17 protein-coding genes are annotated in these 16,559 nt (G+C 72.4%); 7 read left to right on the top strand and 10 right to left on the bottom strand.

Annotated elements, in window-relative coordinates:
* The first annotated feature begins 264 nt into the window (after positions 1-264).
* From rpmB to ACZ7MF_RS07385, 3 genes are all read left to right on the top strand, one after another.
* A complete protein-coding gene (gene rpmB, locus ACZ7MF_RS07395; protein WP_003993230.1) occupies positions 265-450 on the top strand; it encodes a 50S ribosomal protein L28 in 186 nt (61 codons plus the stop codon).
* A gap of 94 nt (positions 451-544) precedes the next feature.
* Complete coding sequence (locus tag ACZ7MF_RS07390; protein WP_471475024.1) at positions 545-3,601, top strand: ATP-binding protein; 3,057 nt, start codon at positions 545-547, stop codon at positions 3,599-3,601.
* Between the two features lie 175 nt (positions 3,602-3,776).
* Positions 3,777-4,979, top strand: a complete 1,203-nt coding sequence (locus ACZ7MF_RS07385; protein WP_471475022.1) for an FAD-dependent monooxygenase — start codon at positions 3,777-3,779, stop codon at positions 4,977-4,979.
* On the opposite strand, the gene thiD is transcribed toward ACZ7MF_RS07385, so the two are convergent.
* Together thiD and ACZ7MF_RS07375 are read right to left on the bottom strand one after the other, a co-directional pair.
* The gene (gene thiD, locus ACZ7MF_RS07380) at positions 4,960-5,760 is read right to left on the bottom strand and encodes a bifunctional hydroxymethylpyrimidine kinase/phosphomethylpyrimidine kinase (RefSeq protein WP_471475021.1); all 801 of its coding nucleotides are present in this window, start codon (positions 5,758-5,760) and stop codon (positions 4,960-4,962) included. The two genes, ACZ7MF_RS07385 and thiD, sit on opposite strands and share 20 nt — an antisense overlap.
* Positions 5,757-6,725 (bottom strand): thiamine-phosphate kinase, encoded by a 969-nt coding sequence (locus tag ACZ7MF_RS07375; RefSeq protein WP_052838407.1) that lies wholly within the window; start codon positions 6,723-6,725, stop codon positions 5,757-5,759. The genes thiD and ACZ7MF_RS07375 overlap by 4 nt, the downstream gene beginning before the upstream one ends.
* A gap of 233 nt (positions 6,726-6,958) precedes the next feature.
* Between ACZ7MF_RS07375 and ACZ7MF_RS07370 the strand changes: the two genes are divergently transcribed.
* Positions 6,959-7,192 (top strand): Lrp/AsnC family transcriptional regulator, encoded by a 234-nt coding sequence (locus ACZ7MF_RS07370; protein WP_003973433.1) that lies wholly within the window; start codon positions 6,959-6,961, stop codon positions 7,190-7,192.
* Between the two features lie 178 nt (positions 7,193-7,370).
* On the opposite strand, the gene ACZ7MF_RS07365 is transcribed toward ACZ7MF_RS07370, so the two are convergent.
* The 3 genes from ACZ7MF_RS07365 to ACZ7MF_RS07355 form a co-directional block, all read right to left on the bottom strand.
* Positions 7,371-8,540 (bottom strand): D-alanine--D-alanine ligase family protein, encoded by a 1,170-nt coding sequence (locus ACZ7MF_RS07365; protein ID WP_471475020.1) that lies wholly within the window; start codon positions 8,538-8,540, stop codon positions 7,371-7,373.
* Between the two features lie 91 nt (positions 8,541-8,631).
* Entirely contained in the window at positions 8,632-9,642 is a 1,011-nt protein-coding gene (locus ACZ7MF_RS07360; protein WP_471475018.1) for an NAD(P)H-dependent glycerol-3-phosphate dehydrogenase, read from the bottom strand.
* Entirely contained in the window at positions 9,639-10,433 is a 795-nt protein-coding gene (locus tag ACZ7MF_RS07355) for a lysophospholipid acyltransferase family protein (RefSeq protein WP_471475017.1), read from the bottom strand. The genes ACZ7MF_RS07360 and ACZ7MF_RS07355 overlap by 4 nt, the downstream gene beginning before the upstream one ends.
* Positions 10,434-10,576: 143 nt before the next feature.
* Here ACZ7MF_RS07355 and cofC point away from each other — a divergent pair, with 143 nt between their 5' ends.
* Both cofC and ACZ7MF_RS07345 read left to right on the top strand, forming a co-directional pair.
* On the top strand, positions 10,577-11,215 hold the full coding sequence (gene cofC, locus ACZ7MF_RS07350; protein ID WP_471475016.1) for a 2-phospho-L-lactate guanylyltransferase: 639 nt from the start codon (positions 10,577-10,579) through the stop codon (positions 11,213-11,215).
* A gap of 9 nt (positions 11,216-11,224) precedes the next feature.
* The gene (locus tag ACZ7MF_RS07345) at positions 11,225-11,452 is read left to right on the top strand and encodes a hypothetical protein (protein ID WP_471475014.1); all 228 of its coding nucleotides are present in this window, start codon (positions 11,225-11,227) and stop codon (positions 11,450-11,452) included.
* Positions 11,453-11,568: 116 nt separating this feature from the next.
* Here ACZ7MF_RS07345 and ACZ7MF_RS07340 read toward each other — a convergent pair whose 3' ends face one another.
* The 4 genes from ACZ7MF_RS07340 to leuC all read right to left on the bottom strand — a co-directional run bounded on the left by ACZ7MF_RS07340 (position 11,569) and on the right by leuC (position 14,924).
* Positions 11,569-12,225, bottom strand: a complete 657-nt coding sequence (locus tag ACZ7MF_RS07340) for an HU family DNA-binding protein (RefSeq protein ID WP_356862577.1) — start codon at positions 12,223-12,225, stop codon at positions 11,569-11,571.
* Positions 12,226-12,365: 140 nt separating this feature from the next.
* Positions 12,366-12,596, bottom strand: coding sequence for an SCO5555 family protein (locus ACZ7MF_RS07335; RefSeq protein ID WP_109036119.1), 231 nt, complete (start codon positions 12,594-12,596; stop codon positions 12,366-12,368).
* A 298-nt stretch (positions 12,597-12,894) separates the two neighbouring features.
* Entirely contained in the window at positions 12,895-13,488 is a 594-nt protein-coding gene (gene leuD, locus ACZ7MF_RS07330; protein WP_356862574.1) for a 3-isopropylmalate dehydratase small subunit, read from the bottom strand.
* A gap of 5 nt (positions 13,489-13,493) precedes the next feature.
* Positions 13,494-14,924, bottom strand: a complete 1,431-nt coding sequence (gene leuC, locus ACZ7MF_RS07325) for a 3-isopropylmalate dehydratase large subunit (protein ID WP_471475013.1) — start codon at positions 14,922-14,924, stop codon at positions 13,494-13,496.
* A 197-nt stretch (positions 14,925-15,121) separates the two neighbouring features.
* Between leuC and ndgR the strand changes: the two genes are divergently transcribed.
* Positions 15,122-15,838, top strand: coding sequence for an IclR family transcriptional regulator NdgR (gene ndgR / locus ACZ7MF_RS07320; RefSeq protein ID WP_121749358.1), 717 nt, complete (start codon positions 15,122-15,124; stop codon positions 15,836-15,838).
* 66 nt (positions 15,839-15,904) lie between these two features.
* Here the strand turns inward: ndgR and ACZ7MF_RS07315 are convergent, their stop codons facing one another.
* Entirely contained in the window at positions 15,905-16,501 is a 597-nt protein-coding gene (locus ACZ7MF_RS07315) for a DUF4188 domain-containing protein (protein ID WP_471475011.1), read from the bottom strand.
* Positions 16,502-16,559 lie beyond the last annotated feature (58 nt).

Raw genomic sequence — 16,559 nt, 5'->3', positions numbered from 1 at the left:
GCGCCTCCCTGAGCTGCGGACGTGGCAGGCAGCGTAGACCTTGGGGGGCCGGCCCACCGGAAGAGGGCCGGGGCGGGCCCCTGAGCTGCCGTGGTAGTTTCGTTGTACGGGAGCAGCCGTTGTATGCTGCTCCGGTTGCCCGATCCCGATCGGGCCATCCCCCTGGCACCGCCACTCAGATCCCGGCCCGTTCGCGAGTCCGAGAACTTGATCCCGGCATGCCGGGATCAACCGTAAGTGCATCTGAAGTCTTTGGAGTGACCCGTGGCTGCCAACTGCGACGTCTGCGGCAAGGGGCCGGGCTTCGGCAACAACATCTCGCACTCGCACCGCCGTACGTCCCGTCGCTGGAACCCGAACATCCAGCGTGTGCGTACCGTGGTGGGCGGGACGCCGAAGCGCGTGAACGCTTGCACCTCGTGCATCAAGGCCGGCAAGGTCTCGCGCTGACGCATCAGCTGAGCGCGCGGCCACTGCCTGGTCCGCTGCACGGAGCCGGTCCACCTCGTGTGGGCCGGCTTTTTGCCGTGCCAGAATCCCGGGAATGCGCTTCGGGATTCTCGGCCCCCTGGACATCCGTACCGACGACGGCACCCCCGTCGACCCCGGCGGCCCCCGGCCCCGAGCACTGCTGACCCTCCTGCTCCTGGACGCCGGCCGCACGGTCCCCGCGGCCCGCCTGATCGACGGCCTGTACGGCAGCGAGCCGCCCGCCGGTGCCGCGAACGCCCTCCAGTCGCAGATCTCGCGCCTTCGCGGCCGGCTGGCCCCGCACACCCCCGTCGAGGGCAGCGGCGCCGGGTACCGCGTCGTCACGCCGCCCGAGTCCGTCGACAGCCACACATTCGAACGCCTGTGCGGTGAAGGACGTGCCGCCCTCGCCGCCGGCGACCACGCGCGCGCGGCGGCCGGGTTGCGTGCGGCACTCGCACTGTGGCGCGGTCCCGCGCTGCCCGATCTGCCGGAGGCGCCCGCCGAGGCGGCCCGGCTCACGGAGCTGCGGCTGACCGCCGTACAGGACCGGATCGAGGCGGATCTGGCGCTCGGTGGCGGCCCCGAGCTGGTGCCCGAGCTGCGGGCGCTGCTGTCCGCGCACCCCTTGAGCGAGCGGCTCTACGGGCAGCTGATGCGGGCCCTGCACGCGGGCGGACGGCCCGCGGAGGCGCTGACGGTCTACGAGGAGGCGCGGCGCACCCTGGCGGAGCAGCTCGGCACCGACCCGTCGCCCGAGCTGTCCGCACTCCACGGTGAACTGCTCCGGGGACACTCGGCCACCGCGCCGCGCCGGCCCGGACTCCCCGCCCAGCTGACCCGCTGCGTCGGCCGGGACACGGAGCTGGACCGGATCACCGCCCTGTTCGCCGACGTGCGCCTCGTCACGCTCACCGGTCCCGGCGGCACCGGCAAGACCCGGCTCGCGATCGAGGCGGCGGGACGGTACGACACGCCGCGCTCCCCCGCCGAGGTCTGCTTCGTCGAGCTGGCGCCCCTGACCGACGGCACCCGGATCCCGTACGCCGTGCTCACCGCGCTCGGTGTGCGCGAGGGGTTCCGTACCGCGGGCGTGGACGCCACCGAGCGGCTGCTGACGGCCCTGGAGGACAGTGAGGCGCTGCTCGTGCTCGACAACTGCGAGCACCTGATCGACGCGGCCGCCGCGCTGGCGGCACTGTTGCTGGCCTCCTGCCCGGGCATACGGATCCTCGCCACCGGCCGGGAGAGCCTCGGGATCACCGGCGAGGCCCTGGTGCCGGTTCCGCCGCTGTCGCCGGGCCCGTCGGCCGAGCTGTTCCTGGAACGCGCCCGCGCGGTGCGCCCCGGGTTCGACGGCCACGCGCGCGTGCCGGAGATCTGCGCGGCGCTGGACGGGCTGCCCCTGGCCATCGAGCTGGCCGCGGCCCGGCTGCGCACCCTCGCCCCGGCCGAGCTGGCCGACCGCCTGGACGACCGTTTCCGTCTGCTCAGCCGGGGCGACCGTGCCAAGGCGCCCCGCCACCGCACGCTGCGCGCCGTCGTCGAGTGGAGCTGGGAGCTGCTGGACGAGGAGGAGCGGGAGCTGGCCCGGCGTCTGACGGTCTTCACCGGGGGCGCCACGCTGGAGGCCGTGGAGGCGGTGTGCGGGGTGCCGCACCCGGAGGACCTGCTGGCCTCGCTCGTGGAGAAGTCGCTCCTGGAGCACCTGCCCGAGGGCCGCTACCGGATGCTGGAGACCCTCCGCGCGTTCGCGGCCGAGGGCCTGACCGGCCGGGACCGGCTGCGCGAGGCGCACGCGCGGTATTTCCTGGGCCTGGCCGAGCGGGCGGAGCCGCACCTGCGCACCGGCGGCCAGCTGCCCTGGCTGGCCCGGCTCGCCGCCGAGCTGGGCAATCTGGACGCGGCCCAGCGGCACCTCACGGAAAGCGACCCGCGCGAGGCACTGCGGCTCATGGCCGCACTGACCTGGTTCCACTGGCTGCGCGGTCTGCACGGCGAGCAGGTGCCGCGGGCCCGCGCGCTGCTGGCGGCCGTCGGCGACGAGCCGCCCGAGGGGCTGGCCGAGGAGTACGCCCTGTGCGCGATGAACGCGGTCTCCTCGGACGGGGAGGGGGACGGCGACCCGGACGGGGACGGCGACCCGGCCGGGACCGGGCGGCTCGCACGGGTCTCCGCGGTGATGGAGTCGCTCGACCGGCCGCTGCGGCTGCCGTTCGCGGTCGTCCTGCACTCCCTCACCTGCGGGCCCACCCTCGTGGCGGACGCCCTGCCGAGGGTCCAGGTCGGCAAGGGCCCCTGGGGGCTCGCCCTGCTCGACATGGGGATCGGCTACCAGGAGCTCTTCGCGGGCCGGGCGGCCGAGGCGGAGGCCGCCTTCGCCCGGTCCCTGGAGGGCTTCCGTGCCACCGGCGACCGCTGGGGCATGGCCAACTGCCTCGACCCGTTGGGCGGTTTCGCCCACCGGCGCGGCGCGTACGGCCGGGCCCTCGAACTGCTCGATGAGGGTCTGGCGCACGTCCGGGAGCTCGAGTCGCCCGAGGAGACCGCTGATCTGCTGCGCTCGCGCGCGCTCGTACTGCTGCACCGGGGTGACGCGGAGGAGGCCGCCGGGCACTTCGCGCGCTCCGCGGCGCTCGCCCGCTCGACCGGGGCCGGTGACAAGGTGGCGAGCGCCCGGCGGGGCCTGGGCGACGTGGCCCGGCTCTCCGGCGACACTCCACGCGCGCGCGTGGAGTACGAGAACGCGCTGCGGTTGTGCGCCGACAACTGGTTCAGCACCGGCGAGTCGGTCCGCATCCTGGTGGGCCTGGGCCGCACGGCCGCCGCGGAGGGCGACGCGGAGACCGCCGCCGGCTGGCTGGAACAGGCCCGGGTGCTCGCCCTGGACTCCCCCGACGTGCTCGCCCTGGCGGAGGTCGCCGAGTCCCTGGCGGTCGTCGCCCCTGGCCCGGAGCGCGCCGCCGAACTCCTCGGCGCCGCCACGGGTCTGCGCGGCGCCCCGGCCCCCGGCGACCCCGACGCCGCCCGCGCCGAGCGGGACGTCCGCGCCCGGCTCGCTCCCGAGGCGTACGCCCATGCCTTCGAGCGGGGCCGGGGCCTGCGGGCGGCGGCGGTGGGCGAGAGGTAGGGACCGGTGCACCGGCGTCCGCCACACCGGCGGCTTCGTGAGCGTCGGCGCACACCCCGTGCGGCCGCCCCACGGGCAGTCCCGCGGCCCTGCGGTCAGCTCCGGTCAGCTCCGGTCAGCCCGCGGTAGGCGGACGGTGGGCGAACGGTCAGCGGGGGCGTCGAGGGTGGTCGTCATGACGAACACACAGCGCCTGAGCCACCTCACCGTCCTCGTCTCCGGCGCCGGCGTCGCCGGGCCCGCCCTCGCCCTCTGCCTCGCCCGGTACGGCGCCCGGGTCACCGTCGTCGAGAAGGCGCCCGCGCTGCGCGGGGACGGCTTCGCCGTCGACTTCCGGGGCCATGTGCACCGGAGGGTGCTCACCGCCATGGGCGTCTGGGACGAGATCCACACCCGCCAGACCCACATGGGCCGCCAGACCGTCGTCGCCGCCGACGGCACCCCGCGCGTGGATCTGCCCGCCGAGATGATGAGCGGGGACGTCGAGATCTTCCGCGGCGAACTGGCGAAGATCCTGCACGAGCGCACCGAGGACACCGTCGAGTACGTCTTCGACGACTCGGTCGCGACGCTCACCGACGGCCCGGACGGAGTGGACGTCGCCTTCGAGCGCGGCGCACCCCGCCGCTTCGACCTCGTCGTCGGCGCCGACGGCCTGCACTCGCGCACCCGCCGCCTGGTCTTCGGCGACGAGTCCCGGTACCTGCGCTTCCAGGACCACTACGTCGCCGGTTTCGGCATCCCCAACCATCTGGGGCTCGACCGCACCGGCCGCCTGTACAGCGAGCCCGGCCGCGCGGTCTGCGTCGGCAACTACGACGGGGACCCGGAGCGCGCGGGCGCCCTCCTGGTGTTCCGCTCGGAGCCGTTGGCGTACGACCGCGGGGACGTGGCCGCGCAGAAGCGGATCCTGCGGGACCGGTTCGAGGGGATGGGCTGGGAGACGCCGAGCGTGCTGAAGGCGCTGGAGGAGGCCGACGACCTGTACTTCGACGCGATCGCGCAGATCCACGTCGACCGGCTCACCCACGGGCGCGTCGCCCTGCTCGGCGACGCCGGGTACGGCGCCACCATGGGCGGCATGGGCACGGGGGTGGCGATCGTCGGCGCCCACGTCCTGGCCGGTGAACTCGCTCTGGCGGGCGGCGACCACCGCACCGCGTTCGCCGAGTACGAGACGCGGATCCGGGACTTCGCCAAGGGCTGCCAGAAGATCTCCGGCAACGCGGGCCCGTTCTTCGCCCCGCCCACCGAGCGCCGTATCCGCAGCCGCGACCGCATGTACCGGCTGCTCAGCCACCGCCTGATGGCCGGCTTCTTCAAGCGGCTCACGGAGAAGGCGGCCACCGGCATCGAGCTCAGGGAGTATCCCGCCTGAGCGCCCAGCCGTGGTCCACGGGTCCGATGCCGCCGCCGAGCGGGAACCCGGCCGTGATCGCCCCGGTGACGTACTCCTTGGCCGCCCGCACCGCCTCCGGCACCGGCTGCCCCTTCGCCAGCCCGCAGGCCACGGCGGAGGCGAGGGTGCAGCCCGTGCCGTGGGTGTGCCGGTTGTCGAGGCGGGGGGCGCGCAGCCAGTGCTCCTCGGAGCCGTCGGTGAGCAGGTCGACGGCGTCACCGGCCAGATGGCCCCCCTTGATCAGCACCCAGCGCGGGCCGTACTCCAGCACGGCGGCCGCGGCCCGGCCCAGATCAGATTCGGACTCGACGCGTACGCCGGTGAGTTGGGCGACCTCGTCGAGGTTGGGCGTGGCGACGGTGGCGACCGGGAGGAGTGTGCGGCGGACCGATTCGAGGGCCGAGGCGGCGAGCAGCGCGTCCCCGTGCTTGGAGACGCCGACCGGGTCGACGACGGCGGGCACGTCGGTGCCGGCCAGCAATTCGGCGACCGTCTCGACCAGTTCGGCGGAGGAGAGCATCCCGGTCTTGACCGCCTGCACGCCGATGTCGTCCACGACGCTGCGGTACTGGGCGCGCACCGCGTCCACGGGCAGTTCCCAGGCGCCCTGCACGCCGCGGGAGTTCTGCGCGGTGACCGCGGTGAGGACGCTCATGCCGTGGGTGCCGAGGGCGAGCATCGTCTTCAGGTCGGCCTGGATGCCGGCGCCGCCGCCGGAGTCGGAGCCGGCCACCGTGAGGACCAGGGGCAGTGCCGTCACGACTCCACGTCCCCGCCGAAGTGGTCCCAGCCGCCCTTGCTGGTCCAGGGGGCACCGTCGACCGTCACCTGGGGCAGCGCCGACGGGTTGAGGACCTCGCCGATGACCTTCCAGCGGGCGGGGAGCTTCACGTCCGGCGGGAAGGTCGCCACGATCGCGTGGTCCTCGCCCCCGGTGAGCACCCACTGCATGGGGTCGACGCCGACGGCCTGCCCGATGTCGTTCATCTGGGACGGGATGTCGATCTGCCCGGAGCGCACGTCGATCCGGACCTTGCTGGCCTCGGCGATGTGCCCCAGGTCGGCGATCAGTCCGTCGCTGACGTCGCACATGGCGGTGGCGCCCAGGCCCGCGGCGGCCGGACCGGCGTGGTACGGCGGCTCGGGGCGGCGGTGGGCCTCGACGAAGGCGCGCGGCGAGCGGAAACCGCGGGACAGGACGGCGAACCCGGCGGCGGACCAGCCCAGCCAGCCGGTCACCGCGACGAGGTCGCCGGGCTGGGCGCCGCCCCGGGTCACCGGCTCCTGGTTGCGCAGGTCGCCGAGGGCGGTGATGGAGACGGTGATGGTGTCGCCGCGCACCACGTCGCCGCCGACCACGGAGGCGCCCGCGACCTGGCACTCGTCGCGCAGCCCGTCCATCAGCTCGGTCGGCCAGGTCACCGGCAGTTCGGCGGGCACGACCAGGCCGAGCAGCAGTGCGGTCGGCACGGCGCCCATGGCGGCGATGTCGGCCAGGTTCTGCGCCGCCGCCTTGCGGCCCACGTCGTACGCGGTGGACCAGTCACGGCGGAAGTGCCGCCCCTCGACGAGGATGTCGGTGCTGGCCACCACCCTGCGGTCGGGCGCGGCCACCACCGCGGCGTCGTCGCCGGGACCCACCCGGACCGCCGGGGTGGTGGTGAGACGGGAGGTGAGCTCCCTGATGAGCCCGAACTCCCCCAGCTCACCAACAGTGCCCTTCATCGCCTTGGCTCCCCTTCCGTCCCTGTCCCTGTCCGGGCCCGGTCGCGCGTCATCTCTGTCCTCGTTACGGTCGAAATGACCGTCGCCACGGTCGGCGTGATCGTCAACTCGTGTCCTCCCGGCACCCCGACGCGCGAGGCCCGCGGCCCGCGGGTCTCCCCTCGGAGAGCGGCTACGCGATACCGTGGCGTTCCTTTTCCCCACATGATCCTCGTGGCCGCTCTGGAGGTTCCGTGGTACAGGCGTACATTCTGATCCAGACCGAGGTCGGCAAGGCGTCGACCGTCGCCGAGACGATCAGCAAGCTCCCCGGTGTGATCCAGGCCGAGGACGTGACAGGACCTTACGACGTCATCGTCCGCGCCCAGTCGGACACCGTCGACGAACTGGGTCGCATGGTGGTCGCCAAGGTCCAGCAAGTGGACGGCATCACCCGCACCCTGACCTGTCCGGTCGTCCATCTCTAGCTCCTGCCCCCTCTCCGCCGCTCGGTCCCGTCCTGTTGCTCGCCGCCGCGTGCTGTTCCTCAGCAGACGACGGCAAGGGGATGACGGTTCCCGGACCGGACGGGAAACCCGCTGATCATACTGCGAGAAGGCGACCCCCGAGGGAGTCGCCTTCTCTGTGGTCACGGCGCGAAAAGCGTCAGCGCAGTCCCGTGGGCCGCCGCAGCGCACCCTGGACCAGCCGGTCCACCAGCTCCGGGTAGCTCACCCCGCTCGCCTGCCACATCTGCGGGTACATGGAGATCGGCGTGAAGCCGGGCATGGTGTTGATCTCGTTGATCACGAACTCGTCGTCCTCGGTGAGGAAGAAGTCCGCGCGCACCAGCCCCTCGCAGGAGGCCGCGTCGAACGCCGCCACGGCCAGGCGCTGGACCTCCGCGGTCTCCTCGGCGGTGAGCGGGGCCGGCACGATGCCGGGGGTGGAGTCGATGTACTTGGCCTCGAAGTCGTAGTACGCGTGCGCGGAGGGCGGCGGGATCTCGGCGGGGACGGAGGCCCGGGGTCCGTCCTCGAACTCCAGCACCCCGCACTCGATCTCCCGGCCGCGCAGCGCCGCCTCGACCAGGATCTTCGGGTCGTGGCGCCGGGCCTCCTCGATCGCCTCGTCGAGGCCGGAGAGGTCGTCGACCTTGGTGATGCCGATCGAGGAACCCGCGCGCGCGGGCTTCACGAACAGCGGCCAGCCGTGCTCGCCGGCGAAGTCGACGATCTTCTTGCGGGCGCCGGAACGGTCCTGCTCCCACTCGCGGGGCCGGATCACCGCGTACGGGCCGACCTTCAGCCCGTAGGAGGTGAAGACCGCCTTCATGTACTCCTTGTCCTGGCCGACGGCGGAGGCGAGGACGCCCGCACCGACGTAGGGCACGCCGGACAGCTCCAGCAGGCCCTGGAGGGTGCCGTCCTCGCCGTACGGACCGTGCAGCACGGGGAAGACGACGTCCACCTCGCCCAGCGCCTTGGGCACCGAGCCCGGTTCGCTGTAGACGACCTCGCGGTTGGCGGGGTCGACGGGCAGCAGCACGCCGCCCTCGGTCGACTCGGCCAGTTCCTCGACGTCGGGCGTACGGCGTTCGGTGATCGCCATGCGTTCCGGTTCGTCGGCGGTGAGGGCCCAGCGGCCGTCCCGGGTGATGCCGATCGGCAGGACGTCGTAGCGCGTCCGGTCGATGGCCGCGAGGACGGCGCCGGCGGTGACCACGGAGATCCCGTGTTCGGAGCTGCGCCCGCCGAACACGACGGCCACACGCGGCTTGCGGGGCGGCCGCTGGGGGCTCTGCTCAGGGTTCTGGGGGAGGTTCTCGGTGCTCATATCGCGTTGAGAGTACCCGCCCGCCGTGCCTCGAGACAGCGTCGGCGGGGCCGCGTGGCGCCCGAGTTCCACCGGGTTCCGGGGGCGTCGCTCAGCGTCGTTCGGGCTTCGCGCTGCGCGACATCAGTTCCTTCACGGCGACCACCGGGGACTTGCCCTCGTGCACGATGGCGACGACCGTCTCGGTGATCGGCATGTCGACGCCGTGCCTGCGGGCCAGGTCCAGCACCGACTCGCAGGACTTGACGCCCTCGGCGGTCTGCTTGGTGACCGCGATGGTCTCCTCCAGGGTCATGCCCTTGCCGAGGTTGGTGCCGAAGGTGTGGTTGCGGGACAGCGGCGAGGAGCAGGTCGCCACCAGGTCACCGAGTCCGGCCAGGCCGGAGAAGGTCAGCGGGTCGGCCCCGAGGGCGACTCCCAGGCGGGTGGTCTCGGCGAGCCCGCGGGTGATGAGGGAGCCCTTGGCGTTGTCGCCGAGGCCCATGCCGTCCGCGATGCCGACGGCGAGCCCGATCACGTTCTTCACGGCGCCGCCCAGTTCGCAGCCGACGACGTCGGTGTTGGTGTAGGGGCGGAAGTACGGGGTGTGGCAGGCGGCCTGGAGGCGCTGGGCGACGGATTCTTCGGGGCAGGCGACCACGGCGGCGGCCGGCATGCGGGCGGCGATCTCGCGGGCCAGGTTCGGTCCGGTGACCACGGCGATGCGCTCGGGGCCGACCTTGGCGACGTCCCCGATCACCTCGCTCATCCGCATCGCGGAGCCGAGTTCGACGCCCTTCATGAGCGACACCAGGACGGTGCCGGGCGCCAGCAGCGGCGTCCAGTCGGCGAGGCCCGCGCGCAGCGTCTGGGAGGGGACGGCGAGGACGGTGAAGTCGGCGTCCCGCGCGGCCTCGGCGGCGTCGGTGGTGGCCCGCAGGTTCTCGGGGAGTTCCACGCCGGGCAGGTAGTCCGGGTTGGTGCGGGTGGAGTTGACGGCGTCGGCGAGTGCGGCGCGGCGCCCCCAGAGGGTGACCTCGCAGCCCGCGTCGGCGAGGACCGTGCCGAAGGCGGTGCCCCAGGATCCGGTGCCGAAGACGGCCGCCTTGACCGGCTTGCTCACGTGCTCTGCCCTTCTGCCTGCGGTCCGTGGGTGCGTGGGGGCGCCGCCTGCGACTTCGCCTGCTGGGTACGGCGCCGCTGCTCGATCCGCTCGCGGCGCGGGTCGTAGGGGGATTCGGGTGCCTTCTCGCCGCGGATCTCCTCCAGCTGGCGGGTGACGGCGGCCATGATGACCTCGGTGGCCTCCTTCAGCACCTCCGTGGTCATCTCCTGGTCGTAGAACCGCGACAGGTCGACCGGCGGGCCGGCCAGCACCTGGTGGGTCTTGCGCGGCAGGAGGCTGGGCTTCTTGGCGTACGCCGGCAGCAGTTCGTTGCAGCCCCACTGGGCGACCGGGATCACCGGGCACTTGGTCTGCAGGGCGACGCGCGCGGCACCGGTCTTGGCGGTCATCGGCCAGCCGTCCGGGTCACGGGTGAGGGTGCCCTCGGGGTAGAACGCGACGCACTCACCGCGCTCCACGGCGTCGATCGCGGCCCGGAAGGCGCTCAGCGCGTCGGTGCTCTCGCGGTAGACGGGGATCTGTCCGGTCCCCCGCATCGCGGCGCCGACGAAGCCCTTCTTGAAAAGGCCGCTCTTCGCCAGGAATCGCGGGACGCGTCCGGTGTTGTACTGGTAGTGCGCGTACGCGAAGGGGTCGACGTGCGAATTGTGGTTCACGGCGGTGATAAATCCACCCTCGGCCGGAATGTTCTCCATTCCCCGCCAGTCCCGCTTGATCAGAACCACCAGCGGCGGTTTGCAGATCACCGCGGCCAAGCGGTACCAGAAGCCGATTCTGCGGCGGGGCACGCTGACACCTTTCCTCCAGGGCCTGGGGCCGGACAAGTGTCGCCCCGGGCCGCCCGTCTGTCGAGAACACCGTACGCCCCGAAGAGTGAACCGCCAGGTCTCGCAGGTGACAATGACGGCGACGAGAGAAGGACGGAACGCTCGTGCAGTGGACCTTGGTCGTACCCGTGAAGGCCCTTGCCCGGGCCAAGAGCAGGCTGTCGGACACCGCGGACGACGGGCTGCGGCCGGGGCTCGCGCTGGCGTTCGCGCAGGACACCGTGGCAGCCGCGCTGGCCTGCCCGGCGGTCGCGGATGTGGCAGTCGTCACGGACGACGCGCGGGCCGGACGGGAGCTGGCGGCGCTCGGCGCGGGCGTCGTCGCGGACGAGCCCGGCGGCGGCCTGAACGCCGCGCTGACGCACGGGGCGGCCGTGGTACGGGCGGCCCGGCCGGAAAGCCCGGTGGCCGCGCTCAACGCCGATCTTCCCGCGCTGCGGCCGGCCGAATTGGCGCGGGTACTGGCCGCGGCCGCGCAATTCCCGCGTGCTTTTCTCCCGGACGCGGCCGGAATCGGCACCACCTTGCTGGCCGTGGCACCGGGCCGGGAATTGGCGCCCGCATTCGGCACGGATTCACGGGCCCGCCACCGGGCGTCCGGCGCGGTGGAACTACGTCTCGGCGCGGTGGATTCCGTACGGCAGGACGTCGACACCGGCGGTGATCTCCGCTCCGCGCTGGCGCTCGGGGTGGGTCCCCGTACGGCCGCGGTGGCGGCGCGGCTGCTGATCGCCGGGCAGTAGGCTGCCGGCATGCAGGCGACCGCGTACACGTACGACCCCGAAAGCCGCAGCGGGCAGGTGCTGCTCGACGACGGGACGCCCGTGCCCTTCGACGCGGCGGCGTTCGACGCGGGGGGCCTGAGGCTGCTGCGGCCAGGGCAGCGGGTGCGGATCGAGACCGAGGAGACAGGCGCGGACTCGGGTACGGGCGGGGGCTCGGGGCGCCGGATCACGCTGGTGACCCTGCATACGTTCTGACCGGCGGGGCCCGTCCGACGGGTCCCGGACACGCCGCGGGCCGGACTCCGAGAGGGAGTCCGGCCCGGCGCGTGAGTGCCCTGTGCCCGTTCGCCCGCTGCCGCGGGTGCCGCCTGCTACTTCTTGCGGGCGGTGGCCTTCTTGGCGGTGGTCTTGCGGGCCGTCGACTTCTTGGCCGGGGCCTTCTTGGCGGTCGCCTTCTTCGCGGGGGCCTTCTTGGCGGCCGTCTTCTTCGCCGCCGCCGTGGTGCTCTTGGCGGCGGACTTCTTGGCGGTGGTCTTCTTCGCCGTCGTCTTCGCCGCTCCGGTGGTCTTCTTCGCGGTCGTCTTCTTCGCCGCCGCGGACGTCTTCTTGGCCGCGCCCGTGGCCTTCTTCGCGGCGCCCGTGGCCTTCTTGGCGGCGGCCTTCTTGCCCGCGGCCTTGGAGATGGTGGGCGGCGGTCCTGACAGGCTGCCCTTGGGGGCCTTCTTGACCGCGATGTCGTTCTTCGGAAGCTTCTTCGAGCCGCTCACCAGGTCCTTGAAGCCCTGGCCCGCGCGGAAGCGCGGCACGGAGGTCTTCTTGACCCGAACCCGCTCGCCCGTCTGCGGGTTGCGGGCGTAACGGGCCGGGCGGTCGACCTTCTCGAAGGAACCGAAGCCGGTGACCGAGACCCGGTCGCCCGCGACGACGGCACGGACGAGGGCGTCCAGGACCGCGTCGACAGCGTCGGCGGCCTGCTGCCGGCCGCCCACCTTGTCGGCAATCGCTTCTACGAGCTGCGCCTTGTTCACGTCTTCCCCTTCGGAGACATCATCGCCAGAACGAATGTGTTCAAGCTTTTTCGCACGTTAGGCAGATATATACCGCAAATCAAACACGAAACGGGCTAATCACCCTTGTGCCGCAACGGACTCGGGCTGTCCCGGCCGGTTCAGCCTTCCTCTTCGGGGAATCGACCCGCGTCGAGGTCGGCGGTGAACCGATCCAGGCGCCTTGCCGCACCGGCGAGATCGTGTTTGGCCGCGGCCGTAATGACCAGCAGCTTCCGGGTCAGCGCCATCCGTACGCCCTCCGGGACTTGCAGTGCGCGCACTCTTGTGTGCGCTTCCTTGAGCCGGGACGCGACCGCCGTATAGAGCTCGAGTTGGCCGTCGTGTTCCATGCACAGATTGTGCCATCTGGGGCGAGTTGTCGCCTGCGCAGGGGGCAACTGCCGCCTCGAACGGCCTTCCTGGCACCTTCCGGGGCCGGTCCTCAGGACCTTGCGTACCCCGGCAACCACGCCTCTAACGTGGGAAGTTGTGCGTCACGTCCGTCACGGGCGGCCGCGGACGGATCCGGAAACGGCCGTACCCCCGATCGGGCTGATCGGGGGTACGGCGGGTGTGTTGGGTGGCCGAAACTCGACCTTGTGGAGCGCCGGGGAGGCCCGTGCGGGCTCCCGTGAGGGCCCCGGGTGCTCAGACCTGGACGGTCTGCGGCTTGAACGACGGGCGCTTCGCCTCGTACGCGGCGATGTCCGCCTCGTTCTGGAGGGTGATCGAGATGTCGTCCAGCCCGTTCAGCAGGCGCCAGCGGGAGTTCTCGTCCAGCTCGAAGGAGGCGGTGACGCCCTCGGCACGGACCTCGCGGGCCTCCAGGTCGACGGTGACCTCGGCCTGCGGGTCCCGCTCCACCAGCTCCCACAGCGCGTCCACGACCTTCTGGTCGAGGACCACCGTGAGCAGGCCGTTCTTCAGCGAGTTGCCGCGGAAGATGTCGGCGAAGCGGGAGGAGATCACGGTCTTGAAGCCGTAGTTCTGCAGGGCCCAGACGGCGTGCTCGCGAGAGGAGCCGGTGCCGAAGTCGGGACCCGCGACCAGGACGGTGGCACCCTCGCGCTCGGGCCGGTTGAGCACGAACTCCGGGTCCTTGCGCCAGGCCTCGAAGAGCCCGTCCTCGAACCCGTCCCGGGTCACCTTCTTGAGCCAGTGGGCGGGGATGATCTGGTCGGTGTCGACGTTGCTGCGGCGCAGCGGGACGGCCCGGCCGGTGTGCTTGGTGAACGCTTCCATGACTCTCAGACTCCAGCGGGCGTGGGGACGTCGGCGGCGGACAGGTCGGCCGGGGAGGCCAGGTGGCCCAGGACCGCCGTCGCGGCCGCGACCTGCGGCGACACCAGGTGGGTGCGGCCGCCCTTGCCCTGGCGCCCCTCGAAGTTGCGGTTGGAGGTGGACGCGGAGCGCTCACCCGGGGCCAGCTGGTCCGGGTTCATGCCCAGGCACATCGAGCAGCCCGCGTGCCGCCATTCGGCCCCGGCCTCCTTGAAGACCACGTCCAGACCCTCGGAGACGGCCTGCAGACCGACCCGCGCGGAGCCCGGGACGACCAGCATGCGTACGCCGTCGGCGACTTTGCGGTCCTTGACGATCTCGGCGGCGGCGCGCAGGTCCTCGATGCGGCCGTTGGTGCAGGAACCCACGAAGACGGTGTCCACGTTGATGGAGCGCAGCGGCTGACCGGCCTCCAAGCCCATGTACTCCAGGGCCTTTTCGGCGGCGAACCGCTCCGAGGCGTCCTCGTACGAAGCCGGGTCGGGGACGGCGGCGGAAAGCGGCGCGCCCTGCCCCGGGTTGGTGCCCCAGGTGACGAACGGCGCCAGCTCGGCGGCCTCGATGACCACCTCGGCGTCGAACTGGGCGTCGTCGTCCGTGCGCAGCGTCTTCCAGTACGCGACGGCCGCGTCCCAGTCGGCGCCCTCGGGGGCGTGCGGGCGGCCCTGGAGGTAGGCGAAGGTGGTCTCGTCGGGGGCGATCATGCCTGCGCGGGCGCCGGCCTCGATCGACATGTTGCAGATGGTCATGCGGGCCTCCATCGAGAGCTTCTCGATGGCCTCGCCGCGGTACTCCAGGACGTAGCCCTGGCCGCCGCCGGTGCCGATCCTGGCGATGATCGCGAGGATCAGGTCCTTGGCGGTGACGCCGTCGGGCAGTTCGCCGTTGACGGTGATCGCCATGGTCTTCGGGCGGGCCATGGGCAGCGTCTGGGTGGCCAGCACGTGCTCGACCTGGGAGGTGCCGATGCCGAACGCCAGCGCGCCGAAGGCGCCGTGCGTCGAGGTGTGCGAGTCGCCGCAGACCACGGTGGTGCCGGGCTGGGTCAGGCCCAGCTGGGGGCCGACGACGTGCACGACGCCCTGCTCGACGTCGCCCAGCGGGTGCAGCCGGACGCCGAACTCCGCACAGTTCTTGCGCAGGGTCTCCAGCTGGGCCCGGGAGACCGGGTCCGCGATGGGCTTGTCGATGTCGAGCGTCGGGGTGTTGTGGTCCTCGGTGGCGATGGTCAGGTCGAGCCGCCGCACCGGGCGGCCGCTCTTGCGGAGGCCGTCGAAGGCCTGCGGGCTGGTCACCTCGTGCAGCAGGTGCAGATCGATGAAGAGGAGGTCGGGCTCGCCCTCGGCGCGCCGGACGACGTGGTCGTCCCAGACCTTCTCCGCGAGTGTCCTACCCATCGCTTTCCCTTCGGTCGGCGACGGAGCGCCGACCCAACTAGAGATCTTGGGGAAGCGGTGCCCGCACCCCTGTGATTCCGGGCAACCGCCACCAGGCCCTTTCGTCACGGGCCGTTGTGACTTCCTGCCGTCCAGGGTGGCGCGTTCCATGGAAAATTGAACTTGCGTTTCACAGAGTGAGACGGGAGTATCGTGTCATGGACAACAGTAGCGGCGTCGGCGTTCTGGACAAGGCGGCCCTCGTCCTGAGCGCTCTGGAGTCCGGCCCGGCCACCCTCGCGGGGTTGGTCGGTGCGACCGGACTGGCACGACCCACGGCCCACCGCCTGGCCGTGGCGCTGGAACACCACCGTATGGTGGCGCGCGACATGCAGGGCCGTTTCATCCTCGGCCCGCGCCTGGCCGAACTGGCCGCGGCGGCCGGCGAGGACCGCCTGCTCGCCACGGCGGGCCCGGTCCTCACCCACCTGCGCGACGTCACCGGCGAGAGCGCCCAGCTCTACCGCCGCCAGGGCGACATGCGCATCTGCGTGGCCGCGGCCGAGCGTCTGTCGGGCCTCAGGGACACGGTCCCGGTCGGCTCCACGCTCACCATGAAGGCCGGCTCCTCGGCCCAGATCCTGATGGCCTGGGAGGAGCCGGAGCGCCTCCACCGCGGCCTCCAGGGCGCCCGCTTCACGGCGACGGCGCTGTCCGGCGTGCGCCGCCGCGGCTGGGCGCAGTCCATCGGCGAGCGGGAGCCCGGCGTCGCGTCCGTCTCCGCGCCGGTGCGCGGCCCCTCCAACCGCGTGGTGGCCGCCGTGTCCGTCTCCGGGCCCATCGAGCGCCTCACCCGCCACCCCGGCCGCATGCACGCGCAGGCGATCATCGACGCCGCGGGCCGCCTCTCCGAGGCGCTGCGCCGCACCGGCTGACCATCCCCGGACACCTCTGACCGGTCACGGACCCGCCTCAACGCCGCGGCGGGCCCGGCGCCGTTCTCAGACCCCGTCGGGAGTCTTCTCCGGGGCGACGACCCGCTTCTCCGTCCGCTTCTCCGTCCGCTTCTCCGTCTGCTGCTCCGCCGCCTCCGCCGTCTTCTGCGACCGGTACGCGAACCGGTCCCGCGCGCGCTTGCCCCGCCGCTCCAGCGGCACCTGCCCGTGTGCCGCCGCGAGCCCGAACGCGGGCATGTCGGCGTAGATCGACTCGTACGACCCCTCGGGCACGACGTACGCCTCGTGCCACAGCCCCACGTGCCCACGCACCTTGCCCTTGCGCTCCTTGCGGTTGATGATCGCCCACGCCCGGTGGTGGAACATGTCGGGCGAGTGCGCGTACCGGTAGAGCTTCTCCTTGGACTCCCAGTACTGGACGACGTAGTACGTCCGTGGCGAGGCCGTCAGCAGGACGTGGCTCAGCAGCCCGCGCTCCGGGTCCTTCGCCAGTTCGCGGAGCATGCGCGGCATGGCGAGGAAGACCGGCAGCCAGTGGTGCACGGCCCAGAAGTGGTTGATCCGCATGCCGATGAGCAGGACGGTCACGTCCCCCTCGGCGGCGGCGGTGGTGCGGGTCGCGGTCGCGTTCTTGCCCGGCATGACGCCTCCCCGTGTTGGTGAGCTGCACTGTCCAAGCCCTGCTGCTTAGATAGTGACG

This window comes from Streptomyces sp. NPDC111628 (genome assembly GCF_055635195.1).
The sequence above is the reverse complement of the archived record's forward strand: the minus strand, read 5'-3'. Positions and strand labels throughout refer to the sequence as shown.

What these genes read in the sequence shown, in the direction of transcription:
- ACZ7MF_RS07335 (WP_109036119.1), bottom strand. Translation starts at nt 12,596, where the DNA reads ATGGAACACGACGGCCAACTCGAGCTCTATACGGCGGTCGCGTCCCGG.
- ACZ7MF_RS07375 (WP_052838407.1), bottom strand. Translation starts at nt 6,725, where the DNA reads ATGAAGGGCACTGTTGGTGAGCTGGGGGAGTTCGGGCTCATCAGGGAG.
- ndgR (WP_121749358.1), top strand. Translation starts at nt 15,122, where the DNA reads ATGGACAACAGTAGCGGCGTCGGCGTTCTGGACAAGGCGGCCCTCGTC.
- ACZ7MF_RS07345 (WP_471475014.1), top strand. Translation starts at nt 11,225, where the DNA reads ATGCAGGCGACCGCGTACACGTACGACCCCGAAAGCCGCAGCGGGCAG.
- leuC (WP_471475013.1), bottom strand. Translation starts at nt 14,924, where the DNA reads ATGGGTAGGACACTCGCGGAGAAGGTCTGGGACGACCACGTCGTCCGG.
- ACZ7MF_RS07390 (WP_471475024.1), top strand. Translation starts at nt 545, where the DNA reads ATGCGCTTCGGGATTCTCGGCCCCCTGGACATCCGTACCGACGACGGC.
- ACZ7MF_RS07385 (WP_471475022.1), top strand. Translation starts at nt 3,777, where the DNA reads ATGACGAACACACAGCGCCTGAGCCACCTCACCGTCCTCGTCTCCGGC.
- leuD (WP_356862574.1), bottom strand. Translation starts at nt 13,488, where the DNA reads ATGGAAGCGTTCACCAAGCACACCGGCCGGGCCGTCCCGCTGCGCCGC.
- ACZ7MF_RS07365 (WP_471475020.1), bottom strand. Translation starts at nt 8,540, where the DNA reads ATGAGCACCGAGAACCTCCCCCAGAACCCTGAGCAGAGCCCCCAGCGG.
- ACZ7MF_RS07315 (WP_471475011.1), bottom strand. Translation starts at nt 16,501, where the DNA reads ATGCCGGGCAAGAACGCGACCGCGACCCGCACCACCGCCGCCGCCGAG.